The organism is Candidatus Bathyanammoxibius amoris (assembly GCA_024451685.1).
In the GTDB taxonomy this organism is placed as follows: domain Bacteria; phylum Planctomycetota; class Brocadiia; order Brocadiales; family Bathyanammoxibiaceae; genus Bathyanammoxibius; species Bathyanammoxibius amoris.
Genome location: JAMXCW010000003.1, coordinates 183,356 through 200,782 on the forward strand (window position 1 = coordinate 183,356; position 17,427 = coordinate 200,782).

The 17,427-nt window shown below is 53.7% G+C and carries 15 protein-coding genes; 5 read left to right on the forward strand and 10 right to left on the reverse strand.

All coding sequences use genetic code 11. The features are described from left to right. The first annotated feature begins 59 nt into the window (after positions 1–59). From NOU37_03330 to NOU37_03340, 3 genes are all read left to right on the forward strand, one after another. On the forward strand, positions 60–797 hold the full coding sequence (locus NOU37_03330) for a helix-turn-helix domain-containing protein (protein ID MCQ4574268.1): 738 nt from the start codon (positions 60–62) through the stop codon (positions 795–797). Beyond that, complete coding sequence (locus NOU37_03335) at positions 764–1,147, forward strand: hypothetical protein (GenBank protein ID MCQ4574269.1); 384 nt, start codon at positions 764–766, stop codon at positions 1,145–1,147. Before NOU37_03330 ends, NOU37_03335 begins: the two co-directional genes overlap by 34 nt. Positions 1,148–1,220: 73 nt before the next feature. Beyond that, positions 1,221–1,802 carry a hypothetical protein gene (locus NOU37_03340; GenBank protein MCQ4574270.1) on the forward strand — a complete coding sequence of 194 codons (582 nt, stop codon included), beginning with the start codon at positions 1,221–1,223 and terminating at the stop codon, positions 1,800–1,802. A 21-nt stretch (positions 1,803–1,823) separates the two neighbouring features. Here NOU37_03340 and NOU37_03345 read toward each other — a convergent pair whose 3' ends face one another. From NOU37_03345 to NOU37_03355, 3 genes are all read right to left on the reverse strand, one after another. Beyond that, positions 1,824–2,798: a hypothetical protein gene (locus tag NOU37_03345; protein MCQ4574271.1), complete on the reverse strand. Its 975-nt coding sequence runs from the start codon at positions 2,796–2,798 to the stop codon at positions 1,824–1,826. Positions 2,799–2,804: 6 nt separating this feature from the next. Then, on the reverse strand, positions 2,805–3,626 hold the full coding sequence (locus NOU37_03350) for a cytochrome c biogenesis protein (protein MCQ4574272.1): 822 nt from the start codon (positions 3,624–3,626) through the stop codon (positions 2,805–2,807). Positions 3,627–3,769: 143 nt separating this feature from the next. Continuing rightward, on the reverse strand, positions 3,770–4,573 hold the full coding sequence (locus tag NOU37_03355) for a HEAT repeat domain-containing protein (GenBank protein ID MCQ4574273.1): 804 nt from the start codon (positions 4,571–4,573) through the stop codon (positions 3,770–3,772). Positions 4,574–4,745: 172 nt separating this feature from the next. On the opposite strand from NOU37_03355, the gene NOU37_03360 reads away from it, so the two are divergent. Beyond that, positions 4,746–6,278: a leucyl aminopeptidase gene (locus tag NOU37_03360; protein MCQ4574274.1), complete on the forward strand. Its 1,533-nt coding sequence runs from the start codon at positions 4,746–4,748 to the stop codon at positions 6,276–6,278. 224 nt (positions 6,279–6,502) lie between these two features. On the opposite strand, the gene NOU37_03365 is transcribed toward NOU37_03360, so the two are convergent. From NOU37_03365 to NOU37_03380, 4 genes are all read right to left on the reverse strand, one after another. Next, a complete protein-coding gene (locus NOU37_03365) occupies positions 6,503–7,204 on the reverse strand; it encodes a hypothetical protein (GenBank protein ID MCQ4574275.1) in 702 nt (233 codons plus the stop codon). Between the two features lie 19 nt (positions 7,205–7,223). Continuing rightward, the gene (locus NOU37_03370; GenBank protein MCQ4574276.1) at positions 7,224–8,906 is read right to left on the reverse strand and encodes a hypothetical protein; all 1,683 of its coding nucleotides are present in this window, start codon (positions 8,904–8,906) and stop codon (positions 7,224–7,226) included. A 79-nt stretch (positions 8,907–8,985) separates the two neighbouring features. Then, positions 8,986–12,336: a DUF4175 family protein gene (locus tag NOU37_03375; GenBank protein ID MCQ4574277.1), complete on the reverse strand. Its 3,351-nt coding sequence runs from the start codon at positions 12,334–12,336 to the stop codon at positions 8,986–8,988. A gap of 474 nt (positions 12,337–12,810) precedes the next feature. After that, positions 12,811–12,936 carry a hypothetical protein gene (locus tag NOU37_03380; GenBank protein MCQ4574278.1) on the reverse strand — a complete coding sequence of 42 codons (126 nt, stop codon included), beginning with the start codon at positions 12,934–12,936 and terminating at the stop codon, positions 12,811–12,813. A 19-nt stretch (positions 12,937–12,955) separates the two neighbouring features. Between NOU37_03380 and NOU37_03385 the strand changes: the two genes are divergently transcribed. After that, entirely contained in the window at positions 12,956–14,239 is a 1,284-nt protein-coding gene (locus tag NOU37_03385) for an argininosuccinate synthase (GenBank protein ID MCQ4574279.1), read from the forward strand. Between the two features lie 57 nt (positions 14,240–14,296). Here NOU37_03385 and NOU37_03390 read toward each other — a convergent pair whose 3' ends face one another. The 3 genes from NOU37_03390 to eno are packed head-to-tail and all read right to left on the reverse strand — an operon-like array spanning position 14,297 to position 17,278. Further along, positions 14,297–15,574: a glutamate-5-semialdehyde dehydrogenase gene (locus NOU37_03390; GenBank protein MCQ4574280.1), complete on the reverse strand. Its 1,278-nt coding sequence runs from the start codon at positions 15,572–15,574 to the stop codon at positions 14,297–14,299. Next, the gene (locus NOU37_03395; GenBank protein MCQ4574281.1) at positions 15,528–16,004 is read right to left on the reverse strand and encodes a septum formation initiator family protein; all 477 of its coding nucleotides are present in this window, start codon (positions 16,002–16,004) and stop codon (positions 15,528–15,530) included. The genes NOU37_03390 and NOU37_03395 overlap by 47 nt, the downstream gene beginning before the upstream one ends. Beyond that, entirely contained in the window at positions 15,992–17,278 is a 1,287-nt protein-coding gene (eno, locus tag NOU37_03400; GenBank protein MCQ4574282.1) for a phosphopyruvate hydratase, read from the reverse strand. The genes NOU37_03395 and eno overlap by 13 nt, the downstream gene beginning before the upstream one ends. Between the last annotated feature and the right edge of the window lie 149 nt (positions 17,279–17,427).

The window sequence follows — 17,427 nt, forward strand, 5'->3', positions numbered from 1 at the left end:
TGGGCGAAATTGCAAGTAAATTCTTAAATATTTTGTATCTTTCTATTATATAGGGACATATGAACGTAGGAACGAAACTCAGATTACTTAGAGCGGAGAGGGGCTGGACAAAGTCCCATGCCGCCAGGGAGGCCGGTATACCTATATCCAGCTACCGAAACTATGAAAAGGAGTCACTGAACCGCAAGCTCCCTGGAAAATCCGCGCTGGCACTTGCCAAGACCTTCGGGGTGTCACTTGAGTACCTGCTTGATGACGTGAAGGACTACCCTCCGGTCCCGGCCAGGGACAGGATTATCCAGCTGGTTGGGGAACCTGAGAAAAAGGCGTCTGGTACCGGGGTTGAGGGCGATACCCGGCGGAGGGTGGCGGTATCACGGTACGGTGATAGGGGAAATGACGGTATAAATATAGTTGGTCATGTGGCAGCGGGAGAGACGGAGGTAGTCTTCGATGATGCGGGCCTGCCCACCGGCGGCTCCATTGACGAACCCCTTGAAAGAATGCCCGATGTTACTGACAGCAACGCCTACGGCCTGATAGTCAGCGGGAACAGTATGCTGCCGGGTTATCCGGAGGGTACAAAGGTGGTTGTATGTCCGTCGCACAAGGTGAAGTCGGGGGACGTAGTTATCTGCCGTCTTAACAGCACGGGAAAGGTATATGTAAAAGAGATTGCCTTCTCCCAGGACATGATTATACTCAAGTCTCACAACGCAACTGCCTATGAACCGGTGGCGGTACCCAGGGAGGATATAGTCTTTTGTCACAAGGTGGTCTGGGCAAAAAGACCCTAGTAGTTTTGATCCTGCTATACCTCTTTCTCTTTACGCCACTTAACAGTGAGACGCAGGCCGTGGAAGAATCCCCCAGAGAACTCTTTGAGCGTGTGTGTGCCATGTGCCACGGCTGGGCTGTAGAAAACTTCTTCATGTGCGAGGGGGAGGCCCATGTGATACCGCCCATCTGTCCCCCTCACACGAGTCACTGGCTGCCCGCGGTGCTTACGGTGGCCACGTACCAGGTCTATGTTGGGGGGGGCGAGGTAGGTTTTCCGCTGATTCCCAGAAAGGACGTCTTGAAATTGGCCCAATACCTGGACGAAAACTACCCGAAAGAGCCCATATGCGCGAAATCGGGAGGTTAATGCCGGTATAACTTTTCACGATTAGCAGGCGTGTATACCCGCTGGACAAAGAACTTCACGCCAGAGCAACAAAATGAACCTGGACCGCAGAGCCAAGATAATGCTTATTGCCTTGATATTGCTTTTACCTCTCGGCGTCTACAGGTTCATCTCTACCTTCAGGGGCGGGGGTTCAACCGGGACCACTGTCATCTCTCCACCCGACAGATCGTTTGTGCCGCGTACGGTCGTAGATAAGGGTGACGTGAAGGGTTTGATGCCGGATGAAGCGGAGGGTGAGGCACGCAAGTTTCAACCGGTGTCACAGGATACAGTAGGTTTTAAGAGGCTTGTTGCCGCTGGAAGCTGGGGGCGGAACCCTTTTCTGACTCCTGAGGAGATTCGCAAACCATCGGTAAAGGCAACCAGGGCGTCCGAGCGGACCATGGAACGGGCCCCGCCAAGTCTTACCGTGACCTCGGTGCTGATAAGCGGAGAAGAGGGCGTAGCCGTAATAAATGGCGAATTTTACGTGGTGGGTGACACAATAAAGGGTACAAGAATCAGGATTGTGTCCATCACAACTGACGGAGTGATAATCGAGACCAGCGGCATAAAGGAGCTGATACCCCTTGCCCAAAGCGGGGTACGAGTAGAATCAGTTGAGGTGAAATGACCTGCAGGCGACGGGGGCCACTCAGTATTTATGGGCCAGTTTCTGTACCAGTCTGAAGATTATCATTACCACACCTGCGGCGAAGAGCAGGGTTACCCCGAGCGCAATGGGCATGCTCGGGTTTTCCTTCAGGCTTACCATCACGGCGTTGTATATCTGGACGTCCTCAAGCTGCACCTCGGCACCCTCGATTAACAGAGGGGCTTCCCTGTCCATACGGACATAATGTTGCTGTGCATCAGCCATCCCCGGTCTTGTAACGATGGCTGCCACGGGAAATTCTATCTTTGGCGGCATCATGAGCCCGGCCACTATCGCGGGTGAATCGCCGATGTAAAATTCTTCATACAACTTCAACTTCCGGGTCATGTTGTTAATCTTCAGTGTTACGTTCCTGGGTGAACTTTCGTACTGCCTGAGGAGAAACTCCCTGGCCCCAAGGTCAAAGACCACTGGCTGGTTGTACCCCAGTATCCTGTCGAATTCCTCCTCACCGCGTTTAACCCTGATAGTGGCCCTGACCTCCCTGGGCATACCGTTGGGAAAGGAGACAACCTCAATCGCCTTAACGCTGAGTTCGACGTCGCCGCATTTAACGGGTTCATTAGTTATGGTAATGGGTCTCCCGCTAGTCGAGTACAACCCGCCCACCAGATGGGCGAGCAGCGTGACCACAAACGCAAGGTGCACCACAGCGCCGCCGTACAGCGTGACATTTTTTACACCCGCCCTCAGTTTGACCGCCACCGAGTCAATGGTGCAGAAGAAGGCGTTTATCCCGTAGAGTACAAACCCGGCAAACAACAGATAGAACCAACTGTTGACCGGGCTTACGTGCTGGAAGAAGAAGTTTATGTCCTCCCCCTGAAGCTCCCGGTAGTAACCGGGCATAAAGTTCATCCAGAGGCTTCCGAAGATGAGCAGTCCCGTTGTGGCAAACCCCAACTGCACGCCCAGCTTCCTCGATTTCAGTATGTCGTAGAGTCTGTAAAGCATCTTGGTTTATCCAAAGCTGTGGGAGCTGGAGATAAGGAAACTCGTCCCCACGTAGGTCATTAACATGATAAGGAACCCGGCGACTGCCAGGTGCGGTTTATAGGGCTTAAGGGCGGGCCAGTTGTCCACGTGGATGCAGGCCGAATAAAACAGCCACACGATTACAGACCATACCACCTTTGCGTCCCACAGGAAGTAACTGCCCCAGGCCACATAACCCCACAACCCTCCAAAGAGCATCGAGACCGAAAACCCCAGCATCCCGTAGAGAAAACCCCTGTCAATGATATCGATCATGTCTCGACCTCGCGCCTCTCCGGGCGGGCTTGACGGATTTCCGGCGGATGCTGATGATGTCCCCCGCGGTCCGGCTCCCAAGAAGTAGGCCGAGGCCGCCGCGAAGCTTAAGGTCCAGTACGCGTAACACATAAACGACAGCGGGACGTGGAGCGTGTACCAGATGGTTATCATCAGTGGCGGAGGATAATTAAGCCCCTTCGGCCAGAAGGCCGCGGCCACCAGGAAGACATAGCCCACACTGAAGAGCACCGTCCTGAAGATGGGCACCTCCACATCTCTGTATATGTAGAGCAAGATGAACACAGTTATGGAAAATCCGTAAAATGACTCAAACTTATTTGTAAGTGGCAAATACTCTATGGCCATACCGCGCATGGCGAAGGCGGTGAGCTGAATGCCCAGCCCCAGGGCAAGTACAAAGGTACGTGTGCCCTTCCCGGAGAAGTTGCAGTACCAGTACGCCGTATATATGCCCACTGACAGCCAGTAACAGAGTATGGACAGGTTGATAAGACTCTTCGAGTCCAACGGTATTACCCTCCTCGAAATTTGTAAAGAGTCAAATCTAGCACACCCGTCACGGTAAAATCAAATGCAAATATTGTCCTGGTGCGATGGGACGGGTTGGTTAGACGGCAGGGTGCGCATGGACGCGGTGAATGGGTTGGTCGTTATCTTCCACCCCTGGCGATGTCCATGAGGGATTCTTTGGCCTGTTTGCGGACGCGCATGTCGGGGTCCCTTCTGGCCTTGCTCAGTGCTGAGGCGGCGTCGAGCGCCTCGCGGCCAATACTGCCGAGGGCCTGAGCGGCGGCAAGCCGGACGTCTGAGTCCTCATCCTCCAGGGCCTTGGCCAGTATGGTAGTAGCGTCCCGCGCGCGCGGACCCATGTTGCCCAGGGTCAGGGCGGCGTTCACGCGCACCTGCGGGTTTGTGGCGTGAAGCAGGGCGTCGCAGAGGTAGTAGATGGCCGTCTGGGAACCGGTGCCTATCTTACTCAGGGCCTTGGCGGCGCTGATACCTACCTCAGGATCTTTGTTCCGCAGGGCCGCGGAAAGGCCCTCAATGGTATCGGGCGACTTATCTCCAATCTCGCCCAGCGCCCAGATGGCGTTCTTGCGCACCTCGGTACTCTTGTCGTACCACAGGGCCTCAGAAAGCGCCCGTGCGCCCGCCTTGTCACCGTTATTAATCTTTCCCAGGGCCTTGGCGGCTTGGGCGCGAACCATCGGATGCTTGTCCTTTAAGAGGGCCTCGGCCAGGGCCGGCGTGCAGTCGGATGCGTCGCGGCCTATGTTGCCAAGGGCCTTGGCGGCCCCGGCACGCATCACCACGCTCTTTTCATCCTTGAGGGCCTCGACGTTTCGTTTTACCCGGGTCTCTATACTCTGGTCCTGCGCCAGAGCACTGCTACAGTACCACGGGCCTGTACAGAGCCCAAGTACCACCAGGACCGGGACGAGCGAAACGTGCAAAGACCTTCTCCTTATCTTACTCGTCATATAAAACATTTTACACACGTTTGACGTTCTGGCAAATATTTATCCCGGGTTCCAGATAGAAATATTGACGTAAATATCAGTATTAGAAATATATGCGTGCAACTGGTATAATTCCTCCCACCCTCGAAAACCAGGAGAACTATTGATGACGATGAAGCTGAAGGTAAAGGTACAGTACGGCACACTGATAAAGGAAAGGGCCGAAGTAATCGTGCTGGGGCTTTTCGACGCCCCGCGGATAGAAGACCCCACGGCGAGAGACTTTGACAAGAAACTGGGCGGGATGATAGCGCGCATCATAAAAAACGGAGATTTCAGGCCCAAACTAAATAACACGTTTCTTTTGCCTACGTACGTCCAACTGGCGTCAAAGAGGCTGCTCCTGATAGGGCTTGGCAAGAAGAATGAATTCACTATGGACAAAATACGTCAGGTCTCCGGCACTGCGATAAAAAAGGCGAGGGGGCTTGGGGTAAAAGAGGTAACAAGTCCGCTCTACCCGCTAAAAGACCGTGCGGAAGATATCTCTCGTGCCGTGGTGGAAGGTGCCATACTTGGCCGCTACAGGTTCAGGCAATTTAAACACCTGAAACCTGATGAGGCCAGGGAGGTGGAGAGGTTGAAAATACTGGTAGAGCACAAGTCTGAACTCGACGGCGCGAGGGCCGGCGCGAAGACCGGAGAGTCAGTTTCAGAGGCCGTCTGTTACGCGAGGGAGCTGATAAACCTGCCGGGCGGGACGGCAACACCCACTATGATTGTGAACGAGGCCCGGGCCATGGGACGCCGTCTGGGACTCGGGGTACAGACACTCTCCGGGGAGACGATGAAACGGCTTGGCATGAACGGGGTACTCGGTGTCTCTCAGGGCAGCAGCCAGCCGCCAAGGTTTATCGTGCTCGAATACGGCAAGAAAAAGTCCGGGCAGGACACTGTGGTCCTGGTGGGTAAGGGTGTGACGTTTGACAGCGGGGGTATCAGTATAAAACCATCGCGGGATATGGACAAGATGAAGTACGACATGGCGGGTGCGGGGACGGTGCTGGGCGCGTTTCGCGCGCTTGCCGGGCTGAAGCCAAAGGTGCACGTGGTGGGGCTTTTACCCTGTGTCGAGAATATGCCCGGCGGCAGGGCCATAAAACCGGGTGACATAATCTCGTGTATGAGCGGCAAGACGGTGGAGGTGGCAAATACCGACGCGGAGGGACGGCTTATACTCGCGGACGCCCTTGTGTATGCGAAACGTTATAAACCGGCGGCGATAGTCGACTTGGCTACGCTCACGGGGGCCTGTGTAGTCGCGCTGGGCTACTTTACCATGGCCATGCTCGGTAACGACGAGGAGCTTAAGAGGCGGGTGAGGGCGGCGGGAGACGCCACACATGAGAGGGTATGGGAGCTGCCCCTGTGGGATGAATATTTTGAGGCGATTAAGAGTGACGTTGCCGACATAAAGAACATCGGAGACCGCACCGCCGGTACCATAACCGCCGCAAAATTCCTTGAAAAGTTTGTCGACAAAACACCCTGGGTACACCTGGACATAGCCGGCGTGGCCTGGGAGAACAAGGACACGCCTTACCGCCCCAAGGGCGCAAGCGGCACGGGTGTAAGGCTCCTGGTGGACCTGCTTATGAACTGGCAAAAACTCCCGGCGGCGAAAAAGACCAAAAAATAATGTAGCGCCGGGTCTCCGCACCCGACGTTCTTCGTACGTCCGGTACAGAGATCGGACACTACAGGTTATATTATGGTGTCGTTCTGAGCGAAGCGAAGAATCTAGACCCTTCGCCAGTTCCTTCGCTACGCTCAGGACTTGGGCTCAGGGTGACACTTAGTGTCAGATTCTTCGGTCGTTTCACTCCCTCAGAATGACAGTTGTAGAAAACCCTTTTAGACAGCTTATAATTTCTTCCCCGTCTTTTTGTATTTCTCTTTAAGCATAATTGTTGCTTTTGCAATAAAATAACCAACACTCTTCTGAGTACTAGAAAGAACGCCAGCATTTATTCTTATCTTCTCACCTTTTTTCGCTCTCGCTTTACTTCCAGCTCTCCTTAAATATTCCCCATTCACAACTCCTTTATTGTGTAGAAGAATATCGCGGAGGGTCTTAAGCTCAAATATATCCGCTAATCCAGGAATACTTTCTATATCTATTGAAGTGATTAGTTGTAGATGTTTTGTGGCTTCTCTAGGGCCTTTATAAAAAATATCTCTCAATTCTTCGTCAATAAGCCTTTCAAGACATTCTTCATAAGAAGATGAATCTTTAATTGTGGAACTTTCCACTTTCTCCTTCCTTATCTTCTTCGGATATTCCCTAAGGATCAGCCTCAAAATGTCACTCATCCATGCTTCATATGTAGTGATAATACTAATAAAAGCCCATGTTGGAATAAGAGTTTCAGAATCTTTGAGAGTTGCAGCTTTAGCGGATTCTAAGAATTGTTTCTCTACTATAGTCTGATCAACATTATCATCCCAAACTTTCTGTCCATGTTCTTTTATTGATAATTGTGCAAGAGTAGAGATAGTGGAGCAAGTACCAATGCTCTCAACAGCCCAAATACTTCGAGATAGTATTTCGTCATACAGAGTCATATGTTAGTCTCGTTTATGGCTACTCCGTCATCTTCTTGTCAGTATGATGGCCCGGATCCTTGAGGAGTATGGCCAGTTTTTCCAGCGAATTCCGGGCGGCGTCTTTGTCGCCGGATTTGTTATATAGCTGGGCCAGTCTCTGATGCACGGCGGGGTTGAAGGGGTTTATGTAAGTGGCGGCCCGGAAATTTTCTATCGCCCCGGCTGTCTCGCCCCTCTTCGCGAAAAGATCTCCCTGCGTAATATAAATAGCCACGTAGTGGGGGTAGTAGCTCAGCGCCTCGCTCAGTACCCTCTGCGCGTCGTCGTCACGGTGGTTCTGTATATACGTCCGCGCGAGCTTGTTGAGTATCTGCGGCGAGCCGAGCCCGGCGTACCGGCGGGCCTTTTCATATTCATACAACGCGGCGTCGGGCCTGCTCTGTTCCTGCAGCAGGTCGCCAAGCATGGTGAACTTCCTGGCCTCTGCCACCTCTATCTCCACGGGACTTTCTTCTGTTTGACCCGGTTTGGCCGGGTCTTTTAGCCTGGTTGGCATGACCTTCAACCCGGGTATCTTCTGTGGGCTGGTTTTTCTCAGGTACACCTTCCATTCCCGTTCAAATTCCTCGAAGGGCATACCGAGGCCTTCTTCTACAGCCTCTTCAACGCTCTTCCCCATGGCTATGACGTCCAGAATGTCATTTAGCGCGGGATACCCGCCACCCTTTTCTATGATGTATGTCATGGCCGTGAGCACCTCGGCGAAGGCGAGCGCGGCGTCCTCGGCCGACTTCAGCTTGGCCAGTGACGGGTGCATCTGTTCAAACGTTATAAAATAGTCGTCCTCAACGGCACGCGCGAGCAGGTGGGACTGCAGGGGTGTGAGTTCCCTGCCACCGTCGGATTTCCACCTGGATTCCTCGTACTTGGCAAGGCCCTCGTGGAACCATATGGGCGTAAAATTGCGCGTCCTCTTTGTTATGACGTAGTGCACGTACTCGTGGGCCAGGGTGTCGGCCCAGGGGTATCCCCTGAGGAGCAGCCGGGGAGACATTATCATGAGCCGGTTGAAGTGGCAGATGGCCACCGTGCCGGACGTCTCTATCTCCTTCTTCGTCAGGGTAGAGGCGGTGGAAAAGCCGTCCACACTGGGATACACCTCGACCACAATCTTTTCCTCTGGAAGATACTGCAGGTCACGGCCAATCTCCGTGCAGGCACGTTCAAGCGTGCGCGCGGCATCTTCCAGCAGGACCTGGTCCCTGCCGGGGACGTATCTGATGATGAAATGCTCGGTAGGGTATTCCTCAAAATTCTGGGCGGTATCATAAACGTCTGCTATGAATGCCGAAAGCCTTCTGCCCTCCAGAAAGCCTTGCGGCGGGCCTTCGAGCATTTCCATGGCGTCTTTGTAACGTCCCCGGTAAAACGCGACCTTTGCGGCCAGGTAAAGACCCTCCGGGCTGTCAGGCTGAAGGCTCAGGATCTTTTTTGCCATCTCATCCGCCTCGCTTATCTCCCAGCGTGTGATATGGTCTTCACCCCTCAGGAAAGACCCGGTGACGTCTGCGTCGTGATGGTTTTTCCCGGCAGCTTTCTGCCTCCCGGCATCCGTGGCCACTGATTTAAGCGGCCGGATGCTGGTCTGGGCATATACCGTAAAGGCGCCGCTGCCAAGGGCAAGATACGTCACAAAAAATATTGTCAGGAGTAATTGCATATTAGGTGTCCGTTAAGCAGGGCAAGCTCTGCCGCTACAAATTTATATTGTAATATAGGGTGCGGCTCGACGCACCGTACTACTCCACCAGTTTTCTGTAATAGTCTTTGTTCAGTTCGTGGTACTTCTCCGGCAGGCCCTTTTTCATCGCGTCGAGGATGTCTTCACGGAACTCCTTGGGCACCCTGTATGACTCCTCGGAGGGTATCTCCACGTCGCCCGTAGCGAATCCGAAAAAACCTTCGCCCCACCTGCCCCGGTATCTGAGTACGTACTTGGGCATTGGGATTCCACGGGACATCATACCCTTGGAGACCCTGTCCATGGCCTCGCCGAGGCTCTTTCTTGCCTGAGAGAGCCTGTAGAGGGATTCCCTCTCATCCTCCAGGGCACCGGGGCCGTCCGCCTCCTGGAGCTTCCCCTCCGCTCCATCCATAAACTCCTGCGCCTCGGCCATCTTTTCACCCGTCTCGCTGCCCATAGACGGATTTCTATCGGCCAGCTCATCCATTGCGTCTGTCAGGTCGTGGGCCTGTTCTTTTAATTCACCTTGTTGCCCGGCCAGTTTGTCAAACTGTTTTTTCTCTTCCTCTGTTGGCTGACGTCTGTTCATCTTTTCGACGGATTCCCGCACGGACTCAAGGTCCTCAACCATCTCCTCGTTGAGTGTGCGGGCATCGGCCAGCATCTCTCCCGTCTCTTTCTTCATCTTCTGGAATTCTTGATAGGATGGTTTGTTCTCCTTCTTTTCCTCCTCCTCCTCCTCCTCGCGGCGCGGGGTAATCGAAGAACCCCTCGCCACATCGAAATTCCACAACCTGAGATCTTGCAGTGATTCCTTTGCCATGTTCAGCGACTCCTTGATGTCATACCCCTCAAGCATTTCGCCCAACTGTGAGAGCCTTTCGTTCAACGGTGGTATCGCCTCGGACAGCTCGTCATATATATCGAGCAGCGGCTCCTGGTTTCTCGCCTCATTTAGCTCACGGAACTTTTCGTTCAACTTGGCATACTCCTTGTCACTGAAACCTTCGGTGTCAGGAGAGCCGTAGAGGAGGGGGCTTCTCGTCGCCTGGTTCCTCTTCTTTACCAGCCCCTCGGTCTCCCTCTCCTTGCGCGAATAATCCTGCAGGGTGGGATTCTGGGCGAAGGACTTGTCAATTTGGGATAGATTACTCTTCATCCCCTTCAACCTTTCTAGCTGTTTCTGGAAGAATTCGCTCAGGGTCTTGTTCATGTCTTCAAAGGAGCGGGATTGCATGTCTTTCTTAAGTTTCTCCGTCTGCTGTGCCACTTTGTGTTCGCCTTCCTCCAGTTCCCTGAGCCCCTTCTCAAGATTGCTCATTTCTTCAAGGGTACGGGAGTAGGTGGAATCAGCGTACTGACGGGCGCTCTGTTCCATATCGGCCAACATCTTCTCCATCGCGCCTACCGCACCCAGCGCAGCCTTGAGGGCCGCCTCAAGGTCTCCTCTCGCCAGCGCGTCTTTCATTTCCTGCAAATCCCTGTTAACAGTGGTTTCCTGCAGTTCCTTCAGGGCCTCCAGATTCAGGAACTCGTCTCCCCAGTTGCTGGACATCTGCGAAAGTTTTTCCATCATTGAACGCACCATGTCCTCGAGTTTCTGCATTGCCTCCATCATTTTGTCTTCAAGCTCGCCCGTCTTACCCTCTGAGAGGTCGTCAAGGAGGTTTGCCAGGGTTTTTTCCATGTTCATGATGTCCCTGCTCTGGTCGAGGACGTCATCGAGCCTCTGTTTTCTCAAAAGCTCCATAAGATACATAACGTCGTCCTCCAGTTCCACCACGTCGTCGTCCTGCATACTCTGGGTCCCGCTTATACTGACCGTGGACAGCACGGGGCCGCGTCTCTCTATCTTTTCCAGGAGCTTATCCTTGGCGGCGTTAAGCTGGGCTATCGTGTTCCGCATGTTTTCCAGGCTGTAATAGACGGCGTAGTTGGCCATGGTGTCTTCTTCCATGTCAGTTAGGATTTTCTCAAAGAGCACCAGCAGGTTGATGGTCCGTCCACTGAGGACCTCCTGTTGCATGAGCAGTTCATCCCTTGCCGTCATGGCATCCGGACGGTTCACCAGTTTATCAGCCAGAAGCAGCGTCATCTCCTTAAGGAGTTTATCCTGCAATGAGATGAGTTCTTCGTGCTTCTTTTGTGTACTGTATACCTCAATGTAGCGGGTTTCGGACCTGGCCACCTTGGGCTCTGAGACAGCGTCGTTATCCACGGCCTCTAAGAAGTAAGGCACCTTCTCACCTTGGGTAAAACTGTACATGGAGAGGTCCCATTTACATGAATCTCTGAATCGCGTTTTTGGCTCTTTAATGACTTTCAGGTCCCTTCTTGCGCCCTCGGCCCCGGGCCCTTCACCAACCACCAGTCTGATTTCTTTCAGACCGAAGTCGTCCATGGCTTCATATTCAAGGTCAATCACGTCTCTCTCACCCACCACCTTTCCTTGCGCGGGAGAGAGTATGGTTATCCTCGGATAGTCGTCAGCCAGCGCTATGATCCTGTGGGATTTTGATTTGTGCGCAGACCTTCGGCCCGCGGGTAAGGTCTCGAAGCTATAGTTGCCGTCTTCCAGCACTATCAGGCTTCCCTTTATGGTGTGTGGTGTCTCTACGGTCATAGGCACCCTGGTCGACTCGTTTATCAATATGCTTGCGGAGTCTACCGGCTGATTGCTCCGCGCCACAATCTCTACCTCACTGCCCTTCAATATCCTTATGTCGCCGCTTGAACCAGTTATGGTCCTTGGCTTCAGGCCGGTATAGGCGGGATATCTGTATGTCAGTGTAATATCGCCAATAACGGGAGCCGTGGCTCTGAGCAGCACAGACGGCACGTATCGGGGTTCCAGCAAGAGATTAAATCTTTGCGCAACATACGTGGGGTTCATGGCCGTGATAACGGCAAAAAGGCCGATAAGAAGGCCGAGAATCGTAAGGTTCCGCATGAGGCAGCGGCTTTCCACGACATCACCGGCTTTTAGGCCCACGAGTCCTTCCCCGGTCTGTTTAAAGAGTAAACCGGCTAGCTCATGGGAAAAAAGGCGTGCCCTTCCCGGGTTTTCTAAATCCCTGCCAAGTTGAATGGAACTGATAAGTAAATCCTTAAGCCGTGGAAAGCGCTTTTCCATGAAAAGCGCCAGCCGGTCCTGTGACCCAAGGGACTGGATAGGGGTAAGGATGTAGCGGTAAGACACATAAATGATTATGATTGTACTGAGGACGAAGTAGCCCATCCGGGCATACGGGACGACTGAAAGTTGTGCGGCAGAAACGAGTCCCACCGAGAAAAGGACCAGGGCGATTGCTCCCAAAAGTGCGACCCCTTCACCGAGGCGCACCAGTGTGGCCCTCCTCCCGACCCTTTGAATAGAATCCTTAATCTTCGCGTAATTGTCGTCCATCTGTAAGTCCTTTCCGCTTCAGTACTTCATATTTTTCAGTCTAAGGCTTTCAGTATTTCTTGTCAATCTGGTTTTATACTGCATGGATATTTTCCGGGCGGGCAAGATAATATTTTTGCCCGGAGTCAGCCGGGTATTGGTAAGTGGTGGCCCCACCGGCTGTTGTGTGAGACGGCAAATCCTGAAAATACATGAAATAATTTCCCGGCCGTACTTGACAATTTATGCGCAAGCTGATATATTTTGTGTATATGCCGTGGGGCGCGGCTTGTTAAGTAGTCTGGATCCTGACGGGGACATCCGGAAGGCCAATACGTAAATCTGGATGCATGGGTTCAATAACACCTTGTATTTTAACCAACGTTTAATGTGCGGCTTCTTTTAGGCATTTGGTTATTGTGATTTTATAGTAGTCGAGATTTTTTGAAGGATGTATTACCATCTTGAATGCCGCCAAGTAAATGAGGGTTCCTCCTACCTTATTGGAATTCTCTGTTGTGCAGCTGCCCCCGTTGCATAGCCCTTGGCGGCTTTCTTTTTAAACTGCTGGCCAAACCATCCACCTGGTGATATACTCTGCTTTTTATCTTCATACTCCAAGACCCTCTTGAGGGGAGCAATGAGCAAGAAGGTTGTACTTGCCTTTTCAGGCGGACTGGATACCTCCGTGGCCGTAAAGTGGCTTCAGGAACACTACGGCATGGAGGTGACCACCCTCACCGTTGACCTTGGCGGCTTTAGCCCGAAGGACCTTGAAAAAGTAAGGGAGAAGGCGCTGAAACTGGGCGCGCGTAACGCGATAGTGGTAGATGCGCGCGAGGTCTTCGTCCGCTATTTTGTCCTTCCCGCGCTCCAGGCAGGCGCCCTCTACGAAGGGGTCTATCCCCTGGCTACGGCCCTTGGCCGGCCGCTGATAGCCAAGCTTCTCGCTGAGGTGGCAGAGGAGGAAGGCGCCGAGTCGGTGGCACATGGATGCACGGGCAAGGGGAATGACCAGGTACGCTTTGAACTGACGCTTCAGGCCCTCGCGCCGCAGCTAAAGGTTATCGCACCGCTCAGGGAATGGGGCATGAGCAGGGAAGATGCGGTAGTATATGCCAGGAAACACGGTGTAGAGGTGGAGGTTCGCAAAAAGACTCCCTACAGCATAGACGAGAACATCTGGGGCCGCAGCATTGAGTGCGGGGCCCTTGAAGACCCCTGGGCCGAGCCGCCTGAAGACGTCTGGCTCTGGACAAAATCCATCAAGGACTGTCCGGACGAGGCAGACACCGTTGAGATAGGTATAGAAAAGGGGATTCCTTTCCGCATTAATAAGGATTATATGGATGGGGTTCAGCTGGTAGAAAAGTTGAACGAGCTTGGCGGGCGCCACGGTGTAGGCCGCATTGACCACGTTGAGAGCCGTGTGGTGGGTATAAAGTCACGCGAGGTATACGAGGCCCCGGCCGCGGTCATACTCCACAAGGCCCACAGGGCGCTTGAGTCGCTGGTCATGACACGCGAGGCCATGCGCTTCAGGGACATAGTGGCCGGCCAGTACGCCGATATTATATACAACGGCCAGTGGTACTCGGCCTTCCATCTTGACCTGGTCGCCTACGTCTTGAGCGCACAGCGGATTGTTACCGGCGCTGTCAGGATGAAACTCTTTAAGGGCACGGCTACCGTAATAGGCCGCCGCTCACCGCTGTCATTATATACACACGAGCTCGCCACCTACGACAAGGAAGACCAGTTTGACCATAAGGCCGCCGAGGGTTTTACAAAGATATATGGGCTCCCGCTAAAAATCCAGTCAAAGGTGCAGTCTCAGATCATCTACGGAGCGCATGAGATTGACCTGGCCAGCGTCCTCCCTCCCCGGCTAAAGGAAATAACAGAAGGCAAGAAGAGCTGCTAGGTGTGAGTGTGCGCCGCGTCAAGATGAACCCTACCATAAGTTAAACTGGTAAGCCGATTACTCCCTCAGTTGTCCGTCACCGTGGATGACGTATTTGTAGGTGGTGAGCTCGGGAAGTCCCATCGGCCCGCGGGCGTGGAGTTTGTCGGTGGAGATGCCTATCTCGGCACCCATGCCGAACTGGCCGCCGTCGGTAAGCCGCGTTGAGGCGTTGACGTATACGGCGGAAGAGTCTACCTCGTTGGTGAACCTGCCGGCGCTGGTGACGTTCTCGGTGACGATGGCGTCTGAATGTGAAGAACCGTATCTGGCGATATGCTCGACGGCCTCGTCAAACGACGAGACGACCCTGACCGAGAGGATGAGGTCCAGATACTCCGTGTCCCAGTCTTCGTCGGTCGCCGCTTTTATGTCTGGCAGGATTTTTGTGGTCTGGCTGCACCCGCGCAGCTCCACCCCGGCCTCTTTCATCTTCCCGGCCATGGGAGGCAGGAATTTTGCCGCGATGTTTTTATGGACCAGCATGGTCTCCATCGCGTTGCACGTGGCCGCCCTCTGTGTCTTGGCGTTAAGGCATATGTCCTGTGCCTTGTCCAGGTCGGCGTACTCGTCCACGTAGGTGTGACACACGCCCTTGTAGTGCTTAATCACGGGTATCATCGACTTCTCCGCGACGGTGCGGATAAGTCCCTCTCCACCCCTCGGTATGACCACGTCAATATACCCGACCGCTTTTAGCATCAGGTCAACCGCCGCCCTGTCTGTTGTTTCTACTATCTGGATGCATGCGGGGTCGAGGCCGGTATCACTGAGGGCCTTTTCGATGACCCTGTATACGGCGAGGTTTGAGTGAATGGCCTCTTTGCCGCCGCGCAGGATAACGGCGTTACCGGCCTTGAGGCACAGTGCCCCCGCCTCCGCCGTTACGTCAGGCCTGGATTCATATATAATGGCGATTACACCCAGCGGCACCCGAACCTTCTCTATCAGCATGCCGTTGGGCGCCTTCCATCCCCCCATGACCTCGCCCACGGGGTCTTTGAGGGATATCATGGTCGTGAGGCCATCCGTCATGGCCTTTATCCGCTTGTCGTTAAGCAGGAGCCTGTCGATAACAGGCTTGCTCTGGCCGGCCTTGCGGGCGACCTCTATATCGCGCTGGTTCTCCTTCTGGATGTCGTTTCTGGAATCAACAAGTCCCCGCGCGATGGCCGCAATGGCAGCGTCCTTCTGCGCCGTGCTGGCGCAGGCAAGCCGCCTCGAGGCCTCCTTTGCCCCCGCCGTTAACTTAGCTACGTATTTTTCCATATTTATGTTCGTACCAGTAGGTACCATAAAACACCCCCGTTACGCTAACAATAATTAGTATGAAGGTACCGAAAAGACCAATGGAGTTTAATATACCGCCTTCTTTACCGGTGTAGCCGGCTTCGTGAGCGGGCCCGGCATCGTCAGCGTTTTCGACTATGCGGAAGTTGCGCTTCTTGTACACCTTCTCCTTTGGCTTGCCGTAGCCCAGTTGTTCTCTTGCCTCTTTCTCGACCTGCACGGGGTCATAGACAAGGGCATCCCTGAGTGTGTGCAACTCCAGGTTCTTTTTCTTGAGCAGGGTCACCTCTTTCTCAAGCACCGCGTTCCTTGCCAAAACCGTCTTCAGTTCGGAGTGTTTCCTGGCAATGGCTATGGAGAAGCAGACTATTATCGCCAGGGTCAGTGCCAGTGGTACCATGAAAGCGATAAACCGCTTTTTTTCTACTTTGTCCAAAACGCGTCTCCAAAGGTGGCCGCATCTCCCAGTTCTTCCTCTATACGGAGGAGCTGGTTGTATTTGGCCGTTCGTTCTCCGCGGGACAGGGAGCCGGTTTTTATCTGGCCTGCGCTCGTGGCCACGGCTATGTCGGCTATGGTAGTGTCCTCAGTCTCTCCGGAACGGTGAGAGATGATGGTGCCGTAGCCGTTTGCTTTTGCCAGTTCCACGGTTTGAAGTGTCTCTGTAAGGGTACCAATCTGGTTGACCTTTATCAAGATGGCATTTGCCACGCCCTGTTTTATCCCGCGGGAAAGTCTTTTGGTGTTGGTTACAAAGAGGTCGTCGCCGACAAGTTGAACCCTGTCGCCAAGTCTGCCGGTCAGTTCCTTCCACCCGTCCCAATCGTCCTCGGCCAGGCCGTCTTCTATGGAGCGGACGGGGTAGTCTGTCATAAGTTTTTCGTAGAAATCTATCATACCCGCTGAATCTCTCTCTCTCACCTCTCCCGCGGTAAACCTGTACTTGCGGTCTTTGCTGTCATAGAACTCGGTGGCCGCTGCGTCCAGTGCCAGCGATACCTGGCTGCCGGGCCTGTAACCGGCGGCTTCTATGGCCTCCAGCACCACCTCGATGGCCTCTTTGTTGCTGCGCAGATTGGGCGCGAACCCGCCTTCGTCCCCGACCGCGGTACTTTCGCCCTTCTTGCTGAGTATCTCCTTCAGCCGGTGAAATATCTCCGAACCGGCCCTCAGGGCCTCGCTAAAACGGTTAAACCCCGCAGGTACTATCATGAACTCTTGAATGTCAAGCGGGTTGTCGGCGTGGGCGCCACCGTTAAGGATGTTCATTAACGGCACGGGCAGGTTGTTTGACTGCGGTCCGCCGATATACGCGTAAAGGGGCAGGTTCTTTGATCGCGCGGCGGCCCTGGCCACGGCCAGAGAGACACCAAGGATGGCGTTGGCGCCGAGCCGTTCCTTGTTCTCTGTACCGTCAAGCTGTATTAGTTCCTGGTCTATGGCCGTCTGGTCGCAGGCGTCCCGGCCCTTCAATCCGGGGCCGATTATCTCGTTAACGTTTTTTACCGCCTTGAGAACACCCTTGCCGAGGTATCTACTCGTATCTCCGTCCCTGAGTTCAAGTGCCTCGTGGGTGCCGCAGGATGCGCCGGAAGGTACGGCCGCCCTCCCCAGGCTGCCACCCTCCAGCAGTACGTCTACCTCAATGGTAGGGTTGCCCCGGGAGTCCAGAATCTCGCGGGCCTTTATGTCGTTTATTGAAGCTGACAATATTCTTGGTTACAGAGATGTTCCCCTCAAGGGGACTCAATATCAAAATTATCAAAATTTGTCAAGTTTTTGTTATTACATAACTTGTGGAAATTTATTGCATGCGCGCGAGGTTTCTGAGATATTACCCTCCAAAAGGAGACCGGAGA